Annotated in this window: 21 protein-coding genes; 4 read left to right on the plus strand and 17 right to left on the minus strand. The window is 67.2% G+C overall.

Annotated features, from left to right (window positions below; all coding sequences use genetic code 11):
- Positions 1–90 precede the first annotated feature (90 nt).
- The 3 genes from ACYVAN_RS04595 to ACYVAN_RS04605 all read right to left on the minus strand — a co-directional run bounded on the left by ACYVAN_RS04595 (position 91) and on the right by ACYVAN_RS04605 (position 3,230).
- Positions 91–720 (minus strand): MBL fold metallo-hydrolase, encoded by a 630-nt coding sequence (locus ACYVAN_RS04595; RefSeq protein WP_460955971.1) that lies wholly within the window; start codon positions 718–720, stop codon positions 91–93.
- Positions 720–1,802 (minus strand): S-(hydroxymethyl)mycothiol dehydrogenase, encoded by a 1,083-nt coding sequence (locus ACYVAN_RS04600; protein WP_460955973.1) that lies wholly within the window; start codon positions 1,800–1,802, stop codon positions 720–722. The genes ACYVAN_RS04595 and ACYVAN_RS04600 overlap by 1 nt, the downstream gene beginning before the upstream one ends.
- Positions 1,803–2,054: 252 nt before the next feature.
- Complete coding sequence (locus tag ACYVAN_RS04605) at positions 2,055–3,230, minus strand: MFS transporter (RefSeq protein WP_460955975.1); 1,176 nt, start codon at positions 3,228–3,230, stop codon at positions 2,055–2,057.
- Positions 3,231–3,412: 182 nt separating this feature from the next.
- On the opposite strand from ACYVAN_RS04605, the gene ACYVAN_RS04610 reads away from it, so the two are divergent.
- The 3 genes from ACYVAN_RS04610 to cutA all read left to right on the plus strand — a co-directional run bounded on the left by ACYVAN_RS04610 (position 3,413) and on the right by cutA (position 6,167).
- Complete coding sequence (locus ACYVAN_RS04610; protein WP_460955977.1) at positions 3,413–4,915, plus strand: amidase; 1,503 nt, start codon at positions 3,413–3,415, stop codon at positions 4,913–4,915.
- A gap of 156 nt (positions 4,916–5,071) precedes the next feature.
- Positions 5,072–5,830 carry an SDR family NAD(P)-dependent oxidoreductase gene (locus ACYVAN_RS04615; protein ID WP_460955979.1) on the plus strand — a complete coding sequence of 253 codons (759 nt, stop codon included), beginning with the start codon at positions 5,072–5,074 and terminating at the stop codon, positions 5,828–5,830.
- Positions 5,831–5,849: 19 nt separating this feature from the next.
- Positions 5,850–6,167, plus strand: a complete 318-nt coding sequence (cutA, locus tag ACYVAN_RS04620) for a divalent-cation tolerance protein CutA (protein ID WP_460955981.1) — start codon at positions 5,850–5,852, stop codon at positions 6,165–6,167.
- A 169-nt stretch (positions 6,168–6,336) separates the two neighbouring features.
- Here cutA and ACYVAN_RS04625 read toward each other — a convergent pair whose 3' ends face one another.
- Together ACYVAN_RS04625 and ACYVAN_RS04630 are read right to left on the minus strand one after the other, a co-directional pair.
- Positions 6,337–7,530, minus strand: coding sequence for an acyl-CoA dehydrogenase family protein (locus ACYVAN_RS04625; RefSeq protein WP_460955983.1), 1,194 nt, complete (start codon positions 7,528–7,530; stop codon positions 6,337–6,339).
- Entirely contained in the window at positions 7,530–8,717 is a 1,188-nt protein-coding gene (locus ACYVAN_RS04630; RefSeq protein ID WP_460955985.1) for a CaiB/BaiF CoA transferase family protein, read from the minus strand. Before ACYVAN_RS04630 ends, ACYVAN_RS04625 begins: the two co-directional genes overlap by 1 nt.
- Before the next feature lie 136 nt (positions 8,718–8,853).
- On the opposite strand from ACYVAN_RS04630, the gene ACYVAN_RS04635 reads away from it, so the two are divergent.
- On the plus strand, positions 8,854–9,498 hold the full coding sequence (locus ACYVAN_RS04635; protein WP_460955988.1) for a GntR family transcriptional regulator: 645 nt from the start codon (positions 8,854–8,856) through the stop codon (positions 9,496–9,498).
- Between the two features lie 137 nt (positions 9,499–9,635).
- Here the strand turns inward: ACYVAN_RS04635 and ACYVAN_RS04640 are convergent, their stop codons facing one another.
- The 12 genes from ACYVAN_RS04640 to ACYVAN_RS04695 all read right to left on the minus strand — a co-directional run bounded on the left by ACYVAN_RS04640 (position 9,636) and on the right by ACYVAN_RS04695 (position 21,693).
- Positions 9,636–10,496 (minus strand): 3-hydroxybutyryl-CoA dehydrogenase, encoded by an 861-nt coding sequence (locus tag ACYVAN_RS04640; protein ID WP_460955990.1) that lies wholly within the window; start codon positions 10,494–10,496, stop codon positions 9,636–9,638.
- Between the two features lie 189 nt (positions 10,497–10,685).
- Entirely contained in the window at positions 10,686–11,369 is a 684-nt protein-coding gene (locus ACYVAN_RS04645) for a dienelactone hydrolase family protein (protein ID WP_460955992.1), read from the minus strand.
- 72 nt (positions 11,370–11,441) lie between these two features.
- Complete coding sequence (locus tag ACYVAN_RS04650; RefSeq protein WP_460955994.1) at positions 11,442–12,815, minus strand: GH1 family beta-glucosidase; 1,374 nt, start codon at positions 12,813–12,815, stop codon at positions 11,442–11,444.
- Between the two features lies 1 nt (position 12,816).
- The gene (locus ACYVAN_RS04655) at positions 12,817–14,763 is read right to left on the minus strand and encodes a cellulase family glycosylhydrolase (protein ID WP_460955996.1); all 1,947 of its coding nucleotides are present in this window, start codon (positions 14,761–14,763) and stop codon (positions 12,817–12,819) included.
- 30 nt (positions 14,764–14,793) lie between these two features.
- Positions 14,794–15,633, minus strand: coding sequence for a carbohydrate ABC transporter permease (locus tag ACYVAN_RS04660; protein WP_460955998.1), 840 nt, complete (start codon positions 15,631–15,633; stop codon positions 14,794–14,796).
- On the minus strand, positions 15,626–16,579 hold the full coding sequence (locus ACYVAN_RS04665) for a carbohydrate ABC transporter permease (RefSeq protein WP_460956000.1): 954 nt from the start codon (positions 16,577–16,579) through the stop codon (positions 15,626–15,628). Before ACYVAN_RS04665 ends, ACYVAN_RS04660 begins: the two co-directional genes overlap by 8 nt.
- Positions 16,576–17,892, minus strand: coding sequence for an extracellular solute-binding protein (locus tag ACYVAN_RS04670; RefSeq protein WP_460956002.1), 1,317 nt, complete (start codon positions 17,890–17,892; stop codon positions 16,576–16,578). Before ACYVAN_RS04670 ends, ACYVAN_RS04665 begins: the two co-directional genes overlap by 4 nt.
- 188 nt (positions 17,893–18,080) lie before the next feature.
- On the minus strand, positions 18,081–19,094 hold the full coding sequence (locus ACYVAN_RS04675; protein WP_460956004.1) for a LacI family DNA-binding transcriptional regulator: 1,014 nt from the start codon (positions 19,092–19,094) through the stop codon (positions 18,081–18,083).
- Between the two features lie 84 nt (positions 19,095–19,178).
- Positions 19,179–19,895, minus strand: a complete 717-nt coding sequence (locus tag ACYVAN_RS04680; protein ID WP_460956006.1) for a serine hydrolase — start codon at positions 19,893–19,895, stop codon at positions 19,179–19,181.
- Positions 19,896–20,390: 495 nt separating this feature from the next.
- The gene (locus ACYVAN_RS04685; RefSeq protein ID WP_460956008.1) at positions 20,391–20,759 is read right to left on the minus strand and encodes an ANTAR domain-containing protein; all 369 of its coding nucleotides are present in this window, start codon (positions 20,757–20,759) and stop codon (positions 20,391–20,393) included.
- Between the two features lie 24 nt (positions 20,760–20,783).
- Positions 20,784–20,930, minus strand: coding sequence for a hypothetical protein (locus tag ACYVAN_RS04690; protein WP_460956010.1), 147 nt, complete (start codon positions 20,928–20,930; stop codon positions 20,784–20,786).
- 190 nt (positions 20,931–21,120) lie between these two features.
- Positions 21,121–21,693, minus strand: a complete 573-nt coding sequence (locus tag ACYVAN_RS04695) for a type 1 glutamine amidotransferase domain-containing protein (RefSeq protein ID WP_460956012.1) — start codon at positions 21,691–21,693, stop codon at positions 21,121–21,123.
- Positions 21,694–21,747: the final 54 nt, after the last annotated feature.

Raw genomic sequence — 21,747 nt, forward strand, 5'->3', positions numbered from 1 at the left:
GAAGCATGCAGGGCCCATCGGGGGGAACTCATCCGGCGAAAGTCGTAACTCGCCTGGAGGCCGTGCCCGCGAAGGGCACGGCCTCCACGCTCAGGAACCTCTCGCGACCCATTCGTCGAATTCGGCCCGCACATCTTCGATCGTGGTGCTCCCACCGTGACCGGGGTGGACCACGGTCTCGTCCGGCAGGGCCAGCAGCCGTCGACGGATGGAGTCCGTGATCACGCCGAAGTCCGAATAGGAGCGACCGGTCGCGCCCGGCCCTCCCGCGAACAGGGTGTCACCGGTGAACACAACGCCCAGGTCGGCCGCGTGGAAGCACACTCCGCCCGGCGCGTGTCCGGGGGTGTGCAGCACTCGCAGTCCGGTACCCGCCACTCCGACGACTTGCTCGTCGGCCAGTTCCCGTTCCGGACCACGATCCGGATGGGTCATCCGCCACAGCACCAGATCGTCCGGATGCAGCATCACAGGTGCACCGACGGCGTCCGCGAGTTCGGGCGCCACGCGCACGTGATCGTCGTGCGCGTGGGTGGCCAGGACCGCCAGCACCGACCGGCCACCGACCAACCGTCGGATCTCGGAGACGTCGTGCGGAGCATCGATCACCACGCATTCGCGATCGTCACCGACCACCCACACGTTGTTGTCGACATCGAAGGTCTGACCGTCCAGGGAGAACGTTCCCGACGTGGTCGTGTGGTCGATCCGAGCGGCCATCAGAGCACCACCACCGAACGCAGCACCTCGCCACGTTGCATCCTGTCGAACGCGTGCTCGACCTCGTCCAATGCGATCTCCTCGGTTACGAAATCGTCCAATGGCAACCGCCCCTGCCGGTACAGCTCGGCCAGCATGGGGAAGTCCCGTTCGGGCAGGCAATCGCCGTACCAACTCGACTTGAGCGCGCCTCCCCTGGCGAACACGTCCAGTAGCGGCAGTTCAAGGCGCATTTCCGGGGTCGGTACACCGACCAGCACCATCGTGCCCGCCAGATCCCTGGCGTAGAAGGCCTGCTGGTAGGTCGCAGGCACCCCGACGGCGTCGATGACCAGATCTGCGCCGAACCCGTCGGTGAGATCACGGATCGCCTCCACCGTATCCGACTCGGCCGCGTTCACCGTGTGCGTGGCGCCGAACTTCCGCGCCGAGTCGAGCTTCCGAGCGTCCTTGTCGACGGCGATGATCCGGCGGGCCCCGGACATCCGGGCGCCTGCTACCGCTCCGTCGCCGACGCCTCCGCAGCCGATCACGGCGACCGAGTCGCCCGGCTTGGCACCACCGGTGTTGACGGCGGCGCCGATCCCGGCCATCACTCCGCATCCGAGCAGCCCCACTGCCGCGGCCCGAGCCTCCGGGTCCACCTTTGTGCACTGGCCCGAGTGCACGAGCGTCCGTTCCGCGAAGGCGCCGATGCCCAGGGCGGGCGAGAGCTCGGTCCCGTCGGCGAGCGTCATCGGCTTGCTCGCGTTGTGGGTGTCGAAGCAGTACTGCGGCCGTCCTCGCTTGCACGCCCGGCACAGGCCGCACACGGCCCGCCAGTTCAGCACCACGAAGTCGCCCGGTTCGAGGTCGCGCACCTCCGGACCGACCTCTTCGACGACACCCGCGGCTTCGTGCCCCAGCAGGAAGGGGAAGTCGTCGCTGACACCACCCTCCCGGTAGTGCAGGTCGGTGTGGCAGACACCGCACGCTTGAACGCGCACCACGGCATCAGCCGGGCCGGGCGAGGGCACGTCGATGGTCAGCACTTCAACCGGGGCGTTCTTGCCGGACGCCACCACTGCTCGAACCTCGGTCACCAGAACCTCCCGACGAGCCTACGTAAAAGGCGGAACGGTCATCGTCCGATGCGCCAACGGCATCGGCAAGGACATTCCCCGGTGCGGCACCATTTTTCACCGGTCGGAATCACCTCAACGGTACGGACGGGACGGTCGGGAGCGATAACCTTCCGAGCGTTGCGACCACCCCCATGGCCCCGGCCCGCGTGAGCCGTGGCTCGGTACTTCTCGAACAGTGCCCGTTTCCGACAACGGCCGGAGCCGCGGAGATCACCGGCGAACGAACAGCAACGCGATCCCGGCCACGATCGCGGAGACGCCCGCGGCGAGCCAGGCACCGGCGAGGCTCACGTGCGCGGCGAGCAATCCGAACAGCAGCGGGCCGCTGCTGCCCCCGATGTAGACGCCGGTCTGGGTGAACGAGGTAGCGCTGGCCACCCGGTCCGGAGCGATCTTGGCCACCGCGAAGTTGAGCAGTCCCGGCCACGACCAACCGGCACCGAAACCGATCGACACCCCCAGCAAGAACACCGGTGGGATGTCGACGGCCATCAGCGCGTATCCGAGCGAGCCCACGAAGAGCATCACCGTGATCACCCGGACCAGGTCCGGGTTCCGGCGATCCGCCGCCGCCCCGGCCAGCAGCCGGACGGCGAGCCCGACGGCCGACCCCACCGAAAGCACCAGTCCGGCGGCAGACGGACTGAACCCCACTTCGACGGCGGTCGTGGTCACGAACGCACCAAGCGCATTGGCCGCGGCCGAGCCCAGTGCACCCGCGATGGCCAACAGCAGCAACGCTCTGAGCGGGGCCGACGCCGAATCGCTCGCGGCCGGGACGCCGGTGGACCGCTCCGACTGCGGCAGTTTCGGTACCAGCGCGACAGCGGTAAGTCCGATCAGGCCGCTGAAGACGAACGCCCATCGCCAGCCGATCGTCAGTGCGATCGCGGGCACCGCCACACCGGCGAGCAGTGTCGCGGCCGGGATCGCCGACTGCTTCACACCGAACGCCAGGCCCCGCCGGTATACCGGGATGCCCTGGGCGATGAGCAGGTTGGCCGACGGCTGGGCCAACGAAGTCGGAATTCCGGCCAGGCACAGCAAACCGATCAGCCAGCCAGGGGAACCGACGACGGACAAGCCGAACAGGCACGCCGAGCTGCCGACCACGGCCAGCCGCATCGCGCCGCTCGCGCCGATGCGCTCCACGAGCGACCCCATCAGCCGGGAGGACAGCGCGGCGACACCGAAGAAGCTCGCGGTGGCCACACCCAGCTTGGCCGCGCCGAAGTCGAGTTCGGTTTGCAGCTGTACACCCATGCCGCCGACGAAGAAGACCGGGAACACGCCGACGGTGACCACGAGCGCCACCGCCGCCAGCACCCGTGCTTCCGAGACGTGTCCGGTGCTTCGCCGTCCGGAGCCGAGGGCCACTGCAGGCATCAACTTCCTCCTCAGCGCGTCCGTGCCGGCTATCCGGATTCCAGCCTGCGAACACCACTGAAATTTAGCAACGCTAACGTGACGGACGACTCCCGAACCGGGTCCGATAACCGACTTGACGTCACCTGATCGGACCGCGAAGGTCGAATTGATCACGCGTGAGCGCCGAGGAGGCAGTCGGCTTGCCCATCGAATCCAGCGAAACCAGCTACGACGGTGCAGCACCTGCCCCGCCCGGCGCGGGGTTGCCCGCGTCGACCATCCCCGAGCTGGTGCTGCTCGACGCCGTGGAGCTCTCGTGGCTGATCCGGAACCGCGAAGTCTCGTGCGTCGAGGTGATGCGGACGTTCCTCGGACACATCGACCGGTTCAACCCACTGGTCAACGCGATCGTCTCCCGAGTCGACGAGTCCGAACTGCTCGAACGGGCACGGCAGCGCGATGCCGAACTCGACCGCGGCCACTGGGCGGGATGGATGCACGGCTTTCCGGTCGCGGTGAAAGACCTCGCCGACGCGGAGGGCCTACCGACCACCAAGGGCTCCCCCGTCCTCGACACCCGGCCCGTCCGAGCCGACGCCGAGTTCGTGCGGAGGATGCGCGAACAGGGCGCCATCGTCATCGGCAAGACAAACGTTCCGGAGTTCGGCCTCGGCTCGCACACGTTCAACCCGATCTTCGGCACCACCAGCAACCCCTACGACCTCACCCGCAGCGCAGGCGGCAGCAGCGGTGGTGCGGCCGCGGCGCTGGCGATGCGGATGCTGCCGGTGGCCGACGGCAGCGACTTCATGGGGTCGCTCCGCAACCCGGCGGCCAGCTGCAACGTGCTCGGGCTGCGTCCGGGATTCGGCCGGGTTCCCGCGGAGGGATTCATCAGTTCACCGGCCGTGGTCGGGCCGATGGGACGCACGGTCCGCGACACCGCCATGCTCCTGTCCAGCTTGGCGGGACCGGACGAACGAACTCCGCTCAGCGTCCAGCAGGATCCGGCGATGTTCACCCGGCCCCTGGACGAAGACGTCGGGCAACCCAGGATCGGCTGGCTCGGCGACTTCGACGGCTACCTCCCGACCGAGCCGGGAATCCTCGAACAGTGCACCGGCTCCTTTCAGGAGTTCGCCGCGGCGGGGTGCGTGGTCGAACCGGTCGACCGGCGCTTGCCGTTCGAGCAGGCCTGGGAAACCTTCTTGCTCTGGCGACACTGGATGGTCGGGCGAGAACTCGCACCCACGTACGACGATCCCGCACTGCGCGGGAAGCTCAAACCCGAGGCCGTCTTCGAGGTGGAGGGCTACCGGGCGCTGTCCGTATCCGACATCGACCGCGCGGTCGACGGTCGCAACCGCTGGCGTGCGGAGGTCTCGGACCTGTTCGACACCTACGACTTCCTGCTCGCCCCCAGCACGCAGGTGTTCCCGTTCGCCCTCGAAATCCGCTGGCCCGAAGAGGTGGCGGGCCGTTCGATGGATACCTACCACCGGTGGATGGAAGTCGTCGCCCCGTGGACGCTGTCCGGCCATCCGGTGCTGAACCTCCCGGTCGGCTTCAACGCCGCCGGGCTACCGACCGGGGTGCAGCTCATCGGCCGGAGTCACGACGAGTGGTCGCTGCTGCGGGTCGCACACGCCTACGAGATGGCGAGCGACTGGGTGCACCGCGTCCTACCACCGACCCTGCGCTGAGCACGTGTATCGCGCACGGCACCCACCGACACCTTGACCGGTCGGCCACGTGGCGACGCCGTACAGGCGATCACCCGCGCGAACGGGACCTGCGCGGAAGCCGCGTGTGCCACGCTGCGAACAGTGCACGACTATTCCCGAGGAGGCTGCAACTCGATGGGTACCGATGTCTTTTCCTTGCGGGACAAGGTTGCGCTGGTGACCGGAGGTGGCCAGGGAATCGGTCTCGAGATCGCCAAGTCGTTGCGGTCGGCAGGCGCTCACGTGGTGATCGGCGAGATCAACGCCGAGACCGGCAAGCGGGCCGCCGACGATCTCGAGGGCGATTTCGTACGTCTCGACGTGACCGACTCGGGACAGGTGGCCGACGCGGTGCGGCAGATCGTCGACGACCACGGCCGCATCGATGTCTCCGTCCACAACGCGGGCATGGTGCGCAACGAACCCGCCGAGGAGATGTCCGACGACTCGTGGCGGTCGGTGATGGGCCTGAACCTCGATGCCGTCTTCTGGTGCTGCCGCGAGGTCGGCAAGGTGATGCTCGCGCAGGGTTCGGGCTCCATCATCAACATCGCTTCGATGTCGGGGCTTATCTCCAACCACCCCCAGCCGCAGGTTTCCTACAACACCTCGAAGGCCGGGGTCATCATGTTGACCAAGTCGCTGGCCGGTGAGTGGTCCGGACGCGGTGTGCGGGTCAACTCGATCTCGCCCGGCTACACCGGCACCGACTTGCTCAAGCAGGTGGAGGTCACGCAGCCGGAGTGGTTCCGCTCCTGGGTCACCCAGACCCCGATGGGGCGGGTCGCCGAGCCGCACGAGCTCGGGCCGGTCGCGGTCTTCCTGGCCGCCGAGGCGAGCAGCTTCGTGACGGGCAGCAACGTGGTGGCCGACGGTGGATTCACCGTGTGGTGACCCCGCTACCCTTGCGGCCATGGCTGACTACGTGCAGGTCGTGACGACGACGGACTCCGAAGAAGCGGCTGCTGCCCTGGCGCGCGGCATCATCGATGCCCGCTGCGGTGCGTGCGTCCAAGTGGTGCCGATCCGCAGCTTCTACCGGTGGAAGGACTCGGTGCAGGACGACCCGGAATGGCAGCTGCAGATCAAGACCTCCGCCCAACGTCTCGATGCGCTCGTCGAGCACATCAAGGCGGCCCACACCTACGATGTCCCCGAAATCGTCACCGTACCGATCATCGCGGGCAACAACGACTACCTGAGCTGGGTGGACGAGGAAACCCGCGCCTGATCCTCGGTCGCCGCGGAGATTTCCGCTCCCGGTAGAGCCAAGGTGCGTACCTGCGGGACGACGGGGCCGGTTCGGTCGGTGCCCCACGCGCGGGCACCCGACCGAACCGGCACGGGCCGGAATCGAACAGGGCCCGGAAATCGAACGAGCCCGCGAACCGGCCCGGCCGTCAGCCGCGGAAGGCGGACACCCCGGTCATGGCCTGTCCGATGGTCAGCGCGTGCATCTCGCTGGTGCCCTCGTAGGTCAGCACCGATTCCAGGTTCGTCATGTGCCGGATCACGGGGTACTCCAGCGAGATCCCGTTGGCTCCGAGCACGGTGCGAGCCGTGCGCGCGACTTCGAGCGCTCCTCGCACGTTGTCCAGTTTGCCGAAGCTGACCTGCTGCGGCAGTAATGTCCCGGCGTCCTTGCGACGACCGAGGTGCAGCGCCAACAACCTCCCGTTGTGCACGCGCACGGCCATGTCCGCGATCTTGGACTGAGTCAGCTGGAACCCGGCGAGCGGCCGATCGAACTGCTCGCGGTTCTTCGCGTAGTCCACCGCCGTCTCCAGGCAGGTGCGACCGGCCCCGACCGCACCCCACACGATCCCGTAGCGGGCCTCGTTCAAGCAGCTCAGCGGTCCACGCAGGCCGGTCACCTCGGGCAGCACGGCATCTGCGGGCAGCCGCACGTCGTCGAGCACCAGTTCGGCGGTGACCGAGGCGCGCAACGAGAGCTTCTGCTTGATCTCCGGGGCAGAGAACCCGGGTGTGTCCGTGGGAACGACGAACCCGCGGACACCCTCGTCGGTCTGCGCCCACACCACGGCGACATCGGCGATCGTACCGTTGGTGATCCACATCTTGCGTCCGTTGAGGACCCAGTCCGAACCGTCCCTGCGAGCATGGGTCCGCATCGACGCGGGATCCGACCCGCAGTCGGGTTCGGTCAGGCCGAAGCAGCCGATCGCCTCGCCCGCTGCCATGTTCGGCAACCACTGCTGCTTGTGCTCCTCCGAGCCCCAGCGCCAGATCGCGAACATCGCCAGCGATCCCTGCACCGAGACCAGCGAGCGGAGCCCCGAGTCGCAGGCTTCCAGTTCCTCGCAGGCCACGCCGTAGTCCACTGCGGACATTCCCGCGCAGCCGTAGCCGTCCAGGTGCATGCCGAGCACGCCGAGCTTGCCCAGCTCCCTGGCCAGTTCCCGTGCCTGCGGGAGTTCTCCGCGTTCGTACCAGTCCCCGACGTACGGCAGGACACGGTCCCGGCACAGCGCACGCACGCTGTCCCTAATGGCGAGTTGTTCGGTGCTGAGTTCGGCGTCGATCCCCAATGGGTCGTGCGGGTCGAAAGCGGGACGGGTTCCGCTGGCGCTCATCACCAGGCCTCCTTCTGTCGGGACAACGAGGGCAGGTCCGCCGGAGCGGAATCGGCGAGCCATGCGAGCACTTCGTCGTTGTGCTCGCCGAGTTCGGGAGGGGCCACCGGCGCGGCGCTTCCGGTGTCCGAGAAGTCGATGGGCATCCGCACCTGGGGCACGGCTCCCCCGCCGGGGTCGACGGTCGGCCGCAGACCGAGCGATTCGGCGTGGTCGACCGCCTGGGCGAGATCATTGACCGTGCCGCACGCGATCCCGGCTCGCTGCAATCGCTCCTGCCAGTCGGCGGCTCTGCGGGCTCCGAGAACGTTCTCCAGACCGCGTACCAGCTCGGCTCGATTGGCCACCCGTTCGGCGTTCGTGGCGAAACGAGGATCGGCGGCCATGCCCACCAGACCGAGCACCTCGGTGAGCTTGCGGAACTGGTCGTCGTTGCCGACGGCCACGGCGAGCAGGGCGTCCTCGCAGCGGAGCGTCTCGTAGGGGGCGATGCTCGGATGCTGGTTGCCCATGCGTCCCGGGGAGTCCCCGGTGGCGAGCAGGCCACCGACCTGGTTGACCAGTGATGCGAGGAGGCTGGAGAGCAGGTTGACCTCGATGTGCTGACCGCGCCCGGTGTTCTCCCGGTCCCGGAGCGCGGCGAGAATGCCGAGCGCGGCGTCCTTGCCCGTCAGCACATCCACGACGGCCACTCCGACCTTGGTCGGTTCTCCGTCCGCGCTTCCGGTGATGCTCATCAGCCCGCCGACGGCCTGCACCACAAAGTCGTAGCCGGGCAGGTCGGCGCCTTCCGAGCTGCCGAATCCGGAGACGGAGGTGTAGAGCAGGCGTGGGTTGAGCTCGCTGGCGCTTCGGTAGTCCAGTCCGTAGCGGGCCAACGACCCGGCCCGGAAGTTCTCGACCAGCACATCGGCGCGACTGACCAGCTCGTGAGCGGCTGCACGGTCGGCAGGAGCGCTCAGGTCCAGCGTGATGCTGCGCTTGCCCCGGTTCAGCGACTCGAAGTAGGAGGAGCTCCGATCTGTCCAGGGTGGACCCCACGCACGGGTGTCGTCACCGCCGCCGGGACGCTCCACCTTCACGACCGTGGCTCCGAGGTCGGCGAGCAGCATGGTCGCGTACGGGCCTGCCAGAACCCTGCTGAAGTCCGCGACGAGCACGCCGTCCAGCGGCAGCGTCCGTCCCATCCGTCGCCCATCCCTTCCGGCCGCCGCTAACGGCGGGTCACCTTGGACCAAAGTTGGATCCAATATACAGTGAGGGAACCGGGCGTCAACACGACGCGATTTCCGACACACCGCGTTCCGAGAGTCCAGGAGTCCGATGCGCCGTCCACCCACCACGCAGGCTTTCGTGCTCGACGAACTGCGCAAAGCGATCGTGTCTCGTCATCTCACTCCCGGTCAGCCGGTCCGGCAGGACACGATCGCCCAGGAACTCGGCGTCAGCCGGGTACCCCTGCGCGAGGCGCTCAAGACGTTGGAAGCCGAAGGGCAGGTCGTCTACCAGCCGCACCGGGGGTACTCGGTCGCCGAGCTGTCGATGACCGACCTGCTGGAGGTCTATCGGATGCGGGAGCTGCTGGAGTCGGAAGCCGCTCGGGTCGCCGTCGACAAGTTCACCGACGCGGACCTGGACCGGATCGGCGTGGCTCATCACGAGGTGGGAACGGCTGCCGCGGACGGGGACCTGGTCGGCATGATCGCCGCGAACCGGCGATTCCACTTCTGCCTGCTCGAACCATCCGGGATGCCACGGCTGGTTCGGGTGGTGCGGACGCTGTGGGACGCGACCGACGCCTATCGCGCGGTCTACTACAACTCCGACACCAATAGGGAACGCGTCCGGTGCGAGCATGAGGCGATCGTGCACGCCGCGGCCGATCGGGACGCGGAAGAACTCGTGCGGCTGCTCGACGAGCATCGCAACCACGCGGTGGACGCCCTCCGCTCGACGGCGAAGCCCTAGGGACGAACGGGACGGACCGGGCCCACACCGCCCCGAGCTGTGGACAACTCGGGGCGATGCGGGCAGTGACGTCGATTTCTTCCGGAGGCGACGCGCGCACCGCACCGGCGGCGCGTGACTCCCGGCTCTCCGGTGTCTCAGTCGTAGGTGTAGAAACCGCGGCCGGACTTCTTGCCCATCAGGCCCGCGTCGACCATGCGCTGCAGCAGCGGCGGCGCGGCATAGTGCGCTTCGCCGTACTCGGCGACCATGCAGTCGGCGATGGCCTTCAGGGTGTCAAGGCCCACCATGTCCGAGAGCTTCAGCGGGCCCATCGGGTGTGCGCAGCCCAGCACCATGCCGTTGTCGATGTCTTCGGCCGACGCGATCCCGGCCTCGAACATCCGGATCGCCGAGAGCAGGTACGGCACCAGCAGGGCGTTGACCACGAAGCCGGAGCGGTCCTTGGCCCGGATCGTCTGCTTGCCCAGCTTGTCGGTGGCGAACTGCGAGGCCCGCTCGACCGTGGCCTCATCGGTCAGCAGCGACGGCACGAGCTCGACGAGCTTGAGCACCGGAACCGGGTTGAAGAAGTGCACCCCGATCACGTGCTGGGGCCGCTTGGTAGCCGCCGCGAGCTTGGCGATCGGAATGGAGGAGGTGTTCGACGCGAGGATCGCGTCCGACGCGGTCACGACGTCGTCGAGCTGGGCGAAGACCTTCGTCTTGAGCTCGGCGTTCTCCGCGATCGCTTCGACGACCAGCTGGCGGTCGTGCAGGTCGGCCAGCGAGGTGGTGAACCGCAGCCGGCCCAGTGCCGCGTCGCGATCGGCTTCGGCGAGTTTCCCGCTACGTACCGCGCGATCCAGCGATTTCTGAATGCGAGCGCGACCCGCCTCGGCGGCGGAGTCGTCGACCTCCGAGACGATCACGTCCAGCCCGGACCGCGCGCTCACCTCGGCGATCCCGGCTCCCATCAGCCCGGAACCCACCACGCCCACACGTTCGATATCCGTCACCACACCGTTCCTTTCGCTCACCACGGGTCGGTCGGCCCATTGCCTTGAGATGATGTCAAAGGCTGAGGTTACTGACCGGTAAGCGTCTGGTACACCACCGGTGCCCGGCCCAACGACCGCTCCCGGCAAAGAGGCGCTGCCCTCGACGGCGCTCCGCCCATCGACAACCACTCGCCGAAACCGAGCCGATCACTGGGAGGGGCGCTGTGCGGTGAAGGTCGCGCCGAACCAGTCGGCGGCGGCCGTGGCGACCTCGTCGAGCGCGCCGGGTTCCTCGAACAGATGCGTCGCCCCGTCCACGACCCGGACCTCGTGGCGGGCCTCCAGCCGCTCGGCCGCGGACCTGTTCAGCTCGAGCACCTCCAGGTCCCGGCCGCCCACGATCAGCAACGTGGGCGAAGACACCTGCTCCAGCGGTTCCGAAGCCAGGTCCGGCCGCCCGCCCCGCGAGACCACCGAGCGAACGAGTTCCGGCCGCCGGGCCGCTGCGCCCAAGGCTGCGGCCGCACCCGTGCTCGCGCCGAACACCCCGACCGGCAGCCCACGGGCGGTCGACTGCTCGACCAACCAGTCCAGCACCCCGAGCACCCGTTGGGTCAGCAACGGGATGTCGAAGCGGTGCTCAGCGGTGCGGATGTCGCGTTGCTCTTCCTCCGCCGTGAGCAGATCCGTCAGCAACGTGTCGAATCCCGCGGCCTGGAGTTGCTCGGCCACCCACCGGTTGCGCTCGCTGTGCCGGGAGGAGCCGCTGCCGTGGGCGAACACCACCACACCGGCGGCCTTGTTCTGCGAGGACAGGTCACCGAGGACGACCGATTCCGCAGCACCGCCCGCGGCAGGCAGCGAGACATCCTCGGAACGAGCAGCGCTCACGGTCCCTCCCGCTGAATAGGTGCACCGGGCCACTACGCGGATACCCCGTGGTGGCACACGGCAACCCCGGCGTCAGGAGGTGATCAGACTTCGATACCAGTGGAAGCTGTCCTTCGGGGTACGACGCTGCGTGTCGTAGTCGACGTGGACCAGGCCGAACCGCTGCCGGTAGCCCTCCGCCCATTCGAAGTTGTCCAGCAACGACCAGCAGAAGTAACCGCGCACATCGACACCGTCGGCCATCGCTCGGCGAACCGCCCGCAGGTGGGCGTCGAGGTAGGCTATGCGGTGCTGATCGGCCACCCGTCCGTTCTCGTCCACGGTGTCGAAGCCGCTCGTGCCGTTCTCGGTGATGTAGATCGGCGGGAGATCACGATAGCTCTCGTCCAGCCACCGCAGCAGCCGGTGGAGCCCGTCCGCCTCCACCGGCCAGCCCATGGTGGTGGTCGGCAACGACGCGGGCGGATCGAGCACCGCTCCGACGTCGGCAGCCGTCCGCACTCGCGCATCCGGCTGTTCGAACGGAGCCTCCCGCACGTAACTCGGGAAGTAGTTGTTCACTCCCAGGAAGTCCAATGGCGTGCTCACGATCTCGAGATCGCCCTCAGCCCGGAACGAGAAATCCGTGATCTCGCCCCAGGTGTCCCTCTCGGCCGCCGGATACCGACCGCGCAGCACCGGGTCGCTGAAGGAGAGGTTCTGCAGGCATTCCATTCGCGCGGCGGCCGCCCGGTCCTGCTCCCTCACCGGCGCGATCGGGTTGAGGTTGAGGGTGATGCCGAACCGCTCGGCACCACGGCGCTGCGCGCGCAGCGCACGTACCGCCATGCCGTGCCCGAGCAGCAGGTGGTGAGCCGCCGCGAGGGCGCCGTGTCCTTCCTCCGCACCGGGAGCGTGCCTGCCTTCGGCATGCCCGACGAACGCCGCGCAGAACGGCTCGTTGAGCGTCGTCCACATCGGAACGCGGTCGCCCAGCCTGGCGTGGACCACTTGAGCGTATTCGGCGAATCTGGCTGCGGTGTCCCGGTTGCGCCAGCCACCCATGTCCTCCAGCGCTTGCGGGAGGTCCCAGTGGTAGAGGGTGAGGGCCGGTGTGATCCCCGCTTCGCAGAGCGCGTCGACCAGGCAGTCGTAGAAGTCGAGTCCACGTTGGTTCACCGCACCTCCGCCGTCCGGCTGGATGCGCGGCCAAGCCACGGAGAAGCGGTAGGCATCGACGCCCAATTCGCGCATCAGGCGGACGTCTTCCGGATAGCGGTGGTAGTGGTCGCAGGCCACATCACCGGTGTCTCCTCCGTACACGGCCCCGGGGCGGCGCACGAACGTGTCCCAGATGGACGGTCCTCGGCCGTCCGCCTCAACAGCTCCCTCGATCTGGTAGGAAGCGGTGGCGACCCCCCACAGGAATTCGCGGGGAAACGAACCGGGCGACATCGGACGGGGCATCTCAACTCTCCGTTCGCAGTTCGAGCACGCGGACTCCGTAGGGGTCGAGCACGACCTCGTCCAGCCGGTCGCCGGTGGTGATGTCGTGCAATTCCCCGCCGGGTACGTGCGGAATCGCGGTCGTTTCGTCAGGGTTCTGGCTGACCAACCACGCGAACCGCCGCCCGTCTTCGTGCACGAGCACGTCGGCGAACACGAGCGGGGTGTCGACCACGATCGGACGCCGGACGCCGGCGACTTCGGCGAGCGCACCAAAGAGCCGGTGGGTGTCCTCCGGGTTGATCCGTGCGTTCGCGGCGGCGAAGTGCTCGAGCGGGTACGTGGCCAGAATCGCCTCGCCCACCCCCGTCCGGTGCCGTAGCAGGGCGGGGCGACCGTGCGCGTCGGTCGCCACGACCGTGGCACCGTTGGGGCGCACCGGCAGGAACGCGCGGCTGTGCTCGTTGCCGCCCACCCGGAAGGACAGGACTTCACCTCCGCTGATCCCGCCGAACTCCGTTGTGAACCGCAGCTCGACGAATTCGTCCTCGACCGGGTCGACCAGCCCGTAGGCCAGCTGCTTTTCCACGCCGAAGGTCTCGTCGAGATAGGGCAACCAGGCACCGCGATGGTGGGCGACCTCGCCCGCGCAGTACGACAGGTACACGACCGCTCCGTGCTGCGCGTACTCCTGCAACCGTTGGAAGGTGGGCCCCTGGAGCTGGCGCACGCACGGCAGCAAATAGAGCAGGCAGTCCGGGTCGATGCCATCCCGCTCGCGTACGAATCCCGGCGCCAGGTCGGCTTCGCGCGCCGCGACGTAGCCCTGCCGCAACGTGTCGAAGATCAGCGCTCGCTCATCTCCCCGCGTGAATGGATAGCCACGTTCCAGAAACTCACTCACTACCAGTCCGACGCCGGTATCCGAGCGCGTGCAGTACTCGAATCCGATATCGGTGAGCACACGTGCGAAGCTGTCCAGCTCGTGCAGGGGCGCTTTCGGTTTTCCGGCGTTGTCGGTGATGCCGAAATGCATTTCGAACGGGTGGTGCGAGTACGGTTCCTGCTCGATCAGGTCGTCGTAGTCGGTGTTGTTCCACGCCAGCCAACCGGTGGCCCCGGCGAGCAGGGAGTTGTGCAGGGTCTGGCGGTAGTAGTGGGCGGCGTTCTGTGCGGAGGCCATGTCGCTGGAGAGCCCGAATTCCTCCAGCACCACCGGCTTGCCGGCCACCGCCGCGAGTTCGCAGATGAATGCCGCGTTCAGGTGCTGTCGAACGGGGTCGCTGTCCATCCGGTACACGTGCGGTCCCGCGAAGTCGACGAGTGCTCCCGTGTCGCGCACCGAAAACCCGTTGTCCACGCCGGTGACTTCGATTCCCCACGCCCCGTCGCCGAGTGAGACCGGCTGCCGCGCACCGCCGGCCCGAACGGCTTGGACCATGATCCGCGCCCAGCTGATCACGTCCTCGGACGGCGCGGCGGATTCACCGTGCACCCGCCCGTAGATCGGCATCTCGTTGCTGATCAACCAGGCGGCAACCGAAGGGTGGTCGGCGAACCGCTCGCTCATGCGTTGAGCGAACCAGGCTTGTTGGGCCACCATCCAGACATCGGCGTAGAGGTCCCGCCCGCCGCGCCACGGCGGGTCCCAGTTGTCCCCGGACATGTGCCCAACGAGGAATGTCGGGATCGAGGACATGCCCAGCTCGTGGTGTGCGTCGAGGAAGTCCGCGAAGCGGTCGACCTTGTTCTGGTCGACGACGTCGGGTTCCGGCATGAAGTCGGGCCAGTAGAAGAACGAGCGCGTTTGTCCGAGTCCGTGCTCGCGAAGCACGTGCAGTTCCTCGCGCACGACCGCCGGGTCGTAGTCGCGCCACATCAGCGGCCCGCCGCAGCGGGACCAGAAGTTGGTACCGAGCCAGCTCACCGGTCGGCCTTCGACGTTGAGCTTCGCCGAATTGCGTCGCATCGAGCACCCTTTCCGTGAGACCTCGCGCTATTACTTGACCGCGCCCGCCGTGAGCCCCTGCACGAGGTAGCGCTGCAGAAAAAGGAACCCGACGACCACGGGGATGCTCACCACCGTCGATGCCGCCATGACTTCGTTCCAGTACACCGACGACTGGGTGGAGTACTCGCGCAGTCCGACCGCCAGCGTCCGGGAGCCGGAGTCGGTCATGATGGAGGCGAACAGGGTTTCACCCCAGGCGGTCATGAACGCGTAGATGCCGACCGCGGCGATACCGGGCTTGGCGGCGGGCAGCACCACCCGGAACAAGGTGCCGACCGGTCCGGCTCCGTCGATCTCGGCTGCCTCGTCGAGATCCCTCGGGATCGAGTCGAAGTAGCCGACCAGCATCCAGATGGCGAAGGGCAACGAGAACGTCAGATAGGTGATCACCAGACCGATCCGGCTGCCCTGCAACACGATGCCGGTGGCCTGGCCGATGGTGGCGTAGAGCAGGTACAGCGGGAGCAGGAACAGGATTCCCGGAAACATCTGGGTGGACAGCACCGTCATCCGAAACGCGTCCCGCCCCCGAAACTTGTACCGGCTGATCGCGTAGGCGGCGAAGATGGCGACGAGTACCGAGAGGGAGGACGCTCCCAGCGAAACCACCGCGCTGTTGGCGAAGTAGCGCGCGAGGTCCACGGTGGACCACATCTGCACGAACGGCGCCGCGGTGATGTTCCGCGGAAACCACTCGAACTCGTCCTGCACTTCCCCCAGTGGCTTCAACGCCGAGGTGACCATGACGTAGAGCGGTAGCACGGTGAACAGGGCGAGACCGCCCAGCCCTGCCACGCGCAACATCCGGAACCAACGCGGATCACCCACGGCGAGACCTCCTCGCGTTCAGCGCCAAAAACCCGGCCGTGACTCCCAGCAGAAACAGCAGCAGCAGCGTGGACATCGCCGATCCCAGACCGAAGTTCCAGGTGAGGAAGGAATTCTGGTAGATGTGGATCGAAATCAGGTTCGCCGCCGACGGAACCGCCTCGTCGAAGAGGATGTAGGGGACGTTGAAGTCGTTGAACGTCCACAGGAACAGCACGAGCACCAGCACCCCGCTGATCGAGCGCATCATCGGCAGCGTGATCGTGCGGAAGCGCTGCCAAACACCCGCTCCGTCGACGGCCGCGGAATCGTAGAGATCGTCCGGGATCGCCTGCATACCCGCCATCAGCACCAGGAACGCGAACGGCCACAACCGCCACACGGCGGTCACCACCAGGCTCAAGAACGCGTTGTCACCGAGCAGCCAGAAAGTGTCGCCCGGAAACCCGAGCGCGGCCAACGTCGTGTTCACCATGCCGTCGCTGCGGTCGAGCATGAACTTCCAGATCATCACCGCCGTGTACACCGGGAGGGCGTACGGGATCAGGAAGAGCCCGCGGAACAGGAACCGTCCCCGGAACGCGCGTTGCAGCAGGGTCGCCGCGAACAGCCCGAGCCCCCAGGACGATGCGACCGCGAGCACCGAGAAGGCGACGGTCACCATGAATGACCGCAGCAACTCGCCACCCACAGCACCGTTGAAGTCGATCGCGAACCGGTAGTTGTCCAGTCCCGCGAACGGTGCGCTCAGCCACTCCCGAATGTGGAACTGGGTCAGCTCGAGCAGGCTCATCCACAGACCGCCGAGCATGGGAATCAGGTGAACGACCAGTTCGAACAACAGTGCGGGAGCGAGCAACAGGTACGGCAGCACGCGTCGGCTCGGTGTCCACGGTCCGCGCTGCCGTTTCGGCACCTCGGGGTCGCCCGGGGGTGAATCGGTCATCTTGGACCACCGCCGAGCATCTTCTGTTCCGCGTCCGACAACGCGGCGGCCACATCGGCCTTCCGCACGGGTTTCCCGGTGGCCGCGCGCGCGAACAGATCGCGTACCGCGGCGCCCACCGTGGTCTCGAACTGGCTCTCGTTGGGGATCATCGGCACCGTCTCGGCTCCTTCCGCCAGCACCTGCCCGAACACGCCTTTCTTGCCGGTCCGGAACTCCGGGTCCGTGTAGGCGTCCTCGACGACCGGCAGACTCCCGTACTTCTTGTTGAGGACGATCTGTTCTTCCTTGCTGGTGAGGAACTCGACGAGTTTCAGCGCCGCCTCGCGCTTCTCGCTGTCCTCGAAGACGGCCAGGTTGGTCCCGGCGACGTGGCTGCGCACCGGGACGCCACCGGGCGGCTGCTGCGCGGGAAGCGGCATCGGCAGCACTCCCCACCGCTCGCCCGGCATCCCGTTGGCCTCGATGGTGGCGATGGAGCTGTTCTGGGCCAGCAACATTGCCGCTCGCCCCCGCGTGAAGTTGTGGACGGCCTCGGTCGCCGAACCGAGTTCGGCATCATCCGGCCGGACGACCTCGTACCTGCTCATCAGGTCGGTGTAGCGCTGTACGGCCGTCACCGCCTCCGGCGAGGTGAACGTGGCCCGACCCCGCTCGTCGATGAAGTGGGCGCCTTCCTGCCTGCCGAAGATGAACGCGAAGTGCGAGTTCTCGGTGTAGCTCGCTCCGGCGATGGTCAGCCCCCAGCGATCCCGTTCCGGCTCGGTGAGCCGTTCGGCGACGTCCAGGAACTCCGACCAGGTGCCGGGCAGCTCGGTGATGCCGGCCTCGTGGAAGCGTTGCTTGTCGTAGAACAAGCCGTAGGACAGGCCGTAGAGCGGCAACGCGGTCGGAGTACGGCCGGGCATTCCGGTCGAGGTCATGCTGCTGTCGAGGAACCTCTCCCGGCCACCGAACCGACGCATCAACTCCTCGTCGAACGGCACGAAGGCTCCGGTCGCCTGCAGCGAGGCGGACCAGGTGTTGCCGAGGTTGACCACGTCCGGGCCGACGCCCGACGTGGCGGCTCCGAGGATGCGGTTGAGCAAGTCACCCCAGCCGATCACCTCGACGTTGACCTTGATCCCGGTTCGCGCGGTGAACTTGGTGAACTCCTCGTTGAGGATCGCCAGGTCCTGCTCGGCGCTGGCTCCTTGGTTGCTGGCCCAGTAGGTCACCGTTCGGGGGTCGTCGCGAGCGCCCGCGCACCCGGTCAGCACACCAGCCAGCAGGGCTGCGATGAGTACGAGAGATCCGAACGAATGCTTGAACACATCGTCTCCTCGTGCCGCGCGAATCCAGTGGTCAGTGAGCCGGTGAAGTGACGGGTTCGAGAACGCGGTCAGGTGAGCAAAACTAGGCACTTAACCGGTTAACCTGAAGGGCCGTTATCTCCTCGTGAGGAGAAATGGGCGATACGCGTGCTGTCGTTGGTGCGAACGGATCGTTCGCACACCACCGTTCAGCGTGCGCCGGCGCTGCTTGCGCGGACGATCAGATCGCGCCTGGAAAGAGCCACATCATCGGCCACGCCGTTCTCGATCAGCTCCAGCAACTGACGCACCGCCGTGGCCGCGTCCCCGACCACGTCGTGATCGAACGCGGTCACCGCGGGCTCGACGACCCGGCACAGCATCGAGTCGTCCCACGCCACGATCGCCAGATCGTCGGGAACCCGCACACCGAGCTCGCCCGCCCGAGCGGCCGCCGCCACTGCCATCACGTCGTTGTCGTAGACGACCGCCGACGGCCGCGGCTCGGACTCGAGCACTTCGCGTGTAGCGGCAACCCCGCCCCGCTCGGTGTAGCCACCGTCGGCCGCCACCACGGCAGTCCCGAGCCGGTCCTGGATCGCTTCCCGCAGAGCCGCGCTGCGCCGCCGGGTGTGCAGCAGCTCCCACGAGCCGAGCACGTGGCCGATGTGCCGGTGTCCGGCGGCCGCCAGGTGGTCGACGATCTGCCGCACGTCGGAAAGCTCAGCACTGCGCAGTACCGGGATGCCGGTCATTTCGCCGGGCGCGCCGAACGCGACCGCCGGTGCACCCAACTCCCGCAGCAGCGGTGGCCTCGGATCCGACACCCGGAGGTCGGTCAGCAACATCCCGTCCACCCTGCGTTCGGCCCACCAGCGGCGGTACGTCGCCAACTCCGTCTCGGAATCGGCCGCCAACGCCAGTTGCAACGACACACCGTGTTCGGACAGCGTCTGTTCCATCCCGACCAGCAATCGCATGAAGAAGGGTTCGGTACGCAGGAGCTCAGGCGGCCTGGCGAACACGAAACCGATGCTGGCCGTTCGATCGCTGGACAGGGCACGAGCCGCGTTGCTCGCCCGCCAGCCCATCTGCTCGGCGACGTCGAGGATCTGCTGACGCGTTTCGGCGGAGACACCCTCCCGGCCGTTGAGCGCGTAGGAAACAGCGGCCTTCGAGACGCCCACTCGCCGGGCGATGTCGACGATCGTGGGCCGCTTCACCGCAGGTCCTCCCCCTGGCACCGACAGACGGGGAAGCATAGCGAAAACACGACCGGCGCGGAAACTCCGCAGGTCACGAGCTCCTCAACGCAGTTCGCGCACCAAGTCGTCGGCCACGTCGGTGACCTGGTCCCGCGCATGTGAATAACCGGCACCACCGGGCTGGTCGGACAGGACCGCGGCGACGAACCGGCGGTCGTTGCCGAGGACCCCAGCACTGTGCATGCTCAACTGCCCGGAATGGCAGCACATCCAGCCCGCCTTGGTGGCCGACGGGATGTGCAAGGTCGGCGATTCCAGGCCGAACGCCTGGTCGAACCCCTCTGCGGCAATGGCGGGAGCAGCCTCCAGCGCACCCATGATCAACTCTCGATCCCGGGGCGGCATCCGCGTCAGCACGTGCTCGAACAGCAGAACGACGTCGCGAGCGGACACGACCGTCTCACCCCACCACGCCGGATCGCTGGGAGGCTTCAGGTCCGTGAGCCGTAACTGCGCGGCAATCCTGGAGACGGCACCCACCCCGTCGAAGCGCTCCCAGAGCACGTTCATCGCATCATCGTCGCTGAGCCTGAGACTGCGCTCGATCAGCCGCAGGTCGGAGTTCGAGACCTGCAGACCTCCGTGCCTGCGCTGGAGCACATCGATCGCGACGGCAAGCTTGACCAGCGAAGCCGAGAACAGCGCACGATTCGCACTGGGGTTCCCGGCCAGCTCACCGGTAGCGCGGTCGAGAACGGCTACCGCGTAGGTGCTCTGATCGCCGGCCCCGCCCGCCCTGCCAACCGCGGAATGCGCCACGCCGGCCCGAACGACGGGCTCCGACCTCCCGGCCTCACGCCCGGTTTCAGGAGGTTGTTGCGCATTGATCCCCACAGCGCCGATGAATAACACCAAAACGATCAGGATGTGGATGCGTAAGCGCCGCGCCGGATATGTGAGCCGCCTCGATCGCCCACCCGACTTTCGCCCCGAAATAGTCATGGTTGGTCACGTTTCGCCGAAGTCGTACTACGAGCATGACGTGACAGGACAGTCGTGCCGTGCCGCCGAAGTGCGGCAGTGCCGGGGAAATCGTACCGCAGGAGAACCGAAAAACGAACTTCGAGTCCACAGTCGACCTTGAAAATTCTCCCGCGCTGAGGGGTCTCCGTCCACACAGGCTCTGGACGATCTCCTTCACCACGCTGTGCGCGGACCGCGTGCACCGGTCATGTCTTACACCACCGGTGCTCATGAGCGTGTGGTACATCGCCCGGCGGTGGGCGCGGGCGGTGCGGGCCCGGGATTCGGAACCTAGGTCAACCACTTCACCGGTCCTTCCACCACCGCCGAAGCGACAGCCCGCAATTTGATGTTCTCGGGCAGGCTTCGCCTGCGCAGAAAGCAGAACGCGTCGGCGGCAGAGCACCCGTGCCGCAACATCACCATTCCCTTGACCTGGTCGATGACCGACCGGAAATCCAACGCCTGTCTGAACCGCTCGGCCAGAACCACCCGCTCGGCGTGCTTGAGCATCATCGAGAACGCGTTGGTGGCCAGGTCTACGACGAGAAGCGCGAGGTCGAAACCGGAACCGAAAACATGTGACTCTACGGAGTACAGCGTCATCGGCCCGAGCACCTCGTCCTCGGCGATCATCGGGAACGACAACGACTCCGCCACACCGCGGGGGTGCCACGACCGGGATTATTCACCGAACCGGTGCTCATCGACCATCGAGGTGATGAGCACCGGCTCCCTCCGGTCGACCGCAGCAAGCGCGGGTCCGTCCCCGGTCTCGTACTGCAGCTGCTCCAGATCGGCGTACGAGGCGATGTCCGGCATGATCGACATCGGCGGTCCCTCGCCCAGTACCGTCACTCCGCAGGCGCCCACCCGTTCGATCCCGCGGACCCCAGGTGATGCCGTTTCCAGACCAGCTGGTCCATGTCCTCGGTGCTGACGAACAAGCCGGCAGCGTGGCCGGCTGTTGCGCGATCTCCCGTGCGCCGTGTCCGAGGACGACGTGTCCTCCGCGGACACCTCAGGCGCTGGAGGCCTGCCGACGGTGCTTGCCCTCGGCTACCTCCTCGACGACCTTGCCGCAGAACGCCGGAAGGTCGTTGGGGTTCCGGCTGGTCACCAGCCCACCGTCGACCACGACCTCGGAATCGGCCCACTCCGCACCGGCGTTGCGAAGGTCGGTGGCCACGCTCGGGTACGAGGTCACGCGGCGGCCGCGGACGACGTCCGCCTCCACGAGCATCCACGGCGCGTGACAGATCGCCGCGACCGGCTTCTGCTGGGCGAAGAATCCCGCGACGAAACCGACCGCGTGGGAGTTCTGTCGCAGGGCATCCGGATTGGCCACACCACCGGGCAGCACCAGCCCGTCGTAGTCGTCCGGGCGGACGTCCGAAACGACTTTGTCGACCGGGAACGTATCGGCCTTCTCGAGGTGGTGGCGGCCCTGCACCGAACCGGAACTCACCGACACCAGTTCGGGTTGGCCGCCCGCATCCTCGACCGCCTTCCACGGCTCGGTCAGTTCGACCTGCTCGATGCCGTCCGTGGACACCAGGAATGCGATCTTGCGGCCGTTGAGCGTTGCGCTCATGATCCTCCTTCCGCGAGTCCTCGGGTAACCCATCAGCGCTCTACCCCACGACCG

The organism is Parasphingorhabdus pacifica, from assembly GCF_054779195.1.

Coding starts and splice junctions, on each gene's coding strand:
- ACYVAN_RS04665 (WP_460956000.1), bottom strand. CDS start 16,579: ATGACCGATTCACCCCCGGGCGACCCCGAGGTGCCGAAACGGCAGCGC.
- ACYVAN_RS04595 (WP_460955971.1), bottom strand. CDS start 720: ATGGCCGCTCGGATCGACCACACGACCACGTCGGGAACGTTCTCCCTG.
- ACYVAN_RS04655 (WP_460955996.1), bottom strand. CDS start 14,763: ATGCGACGCAATTCGGCGAAGCTCAACGTCGAAGGCCGACCGGTGAGC.
- ACYVAN_RS04625 (WP_460955983.1), bottom strand. CDS start 7,530: ATGAGCGCCAGCGGAACCCGTCCCGCTTTCGACCCGCACGACCCATTG.
- ACYVAN_RS04605 (WP_460955975.1), bottom strand. CDS start 3,230: ATGCCTGCAGTGGCCCTCGGCTCCGGACGGCGAAGCACCGGACACGTC.
- ACYVAN_RS04690 (WP_460956010.1), bottom strand. CDS start 20,930: ATGTCGATCATGCCGGACATCGCCTCGTACGCCGATCTGGAGCAGCTG.
- ACYVAN_RS04650 (WP_460955994.1), bottom strand. CDS start 12,815: ATGCCCCGTCCGATGTCGCCCGGTTCGTTTCCCCGCGAATTCCTGTGG.
- ACYVAN_RS04615 (WP_460955979.1), top strand. CDS start 5,072: ATGGGTACCGATGTCTTTTCCTTGCGGGACAAGGTTGCGCTGGTGACC.
- ACYVAN_RS04635 (WP_460955988.1), top strand. CDS start 8,854: ATGCGCCGTCCACCCACCACGCAGGCTTTCGTGCTCGACGAACTGCGC.
- cutA (WP_460955981.1), top strand. CDS start 5,850: ATGGCTGACTACGTGCAGGTCGTGACGACGACGGACTCCGAAGAAGCG.
- ACYVAN_RS04695 (WP_460956012.1), bottom strand. CDS start 21,693: ATGAGCGCAACGCTCAACGGCCGCAAGATCGCATTCCTGGTGTCCACG.
- ACYVAN_RS04630 (WP_460955985.1), bottom strand. CDS start 8,717: ATGGGACGGACGCTGCCGCTGGACGGCGTGCTCGTCGCGGACTTCAGC.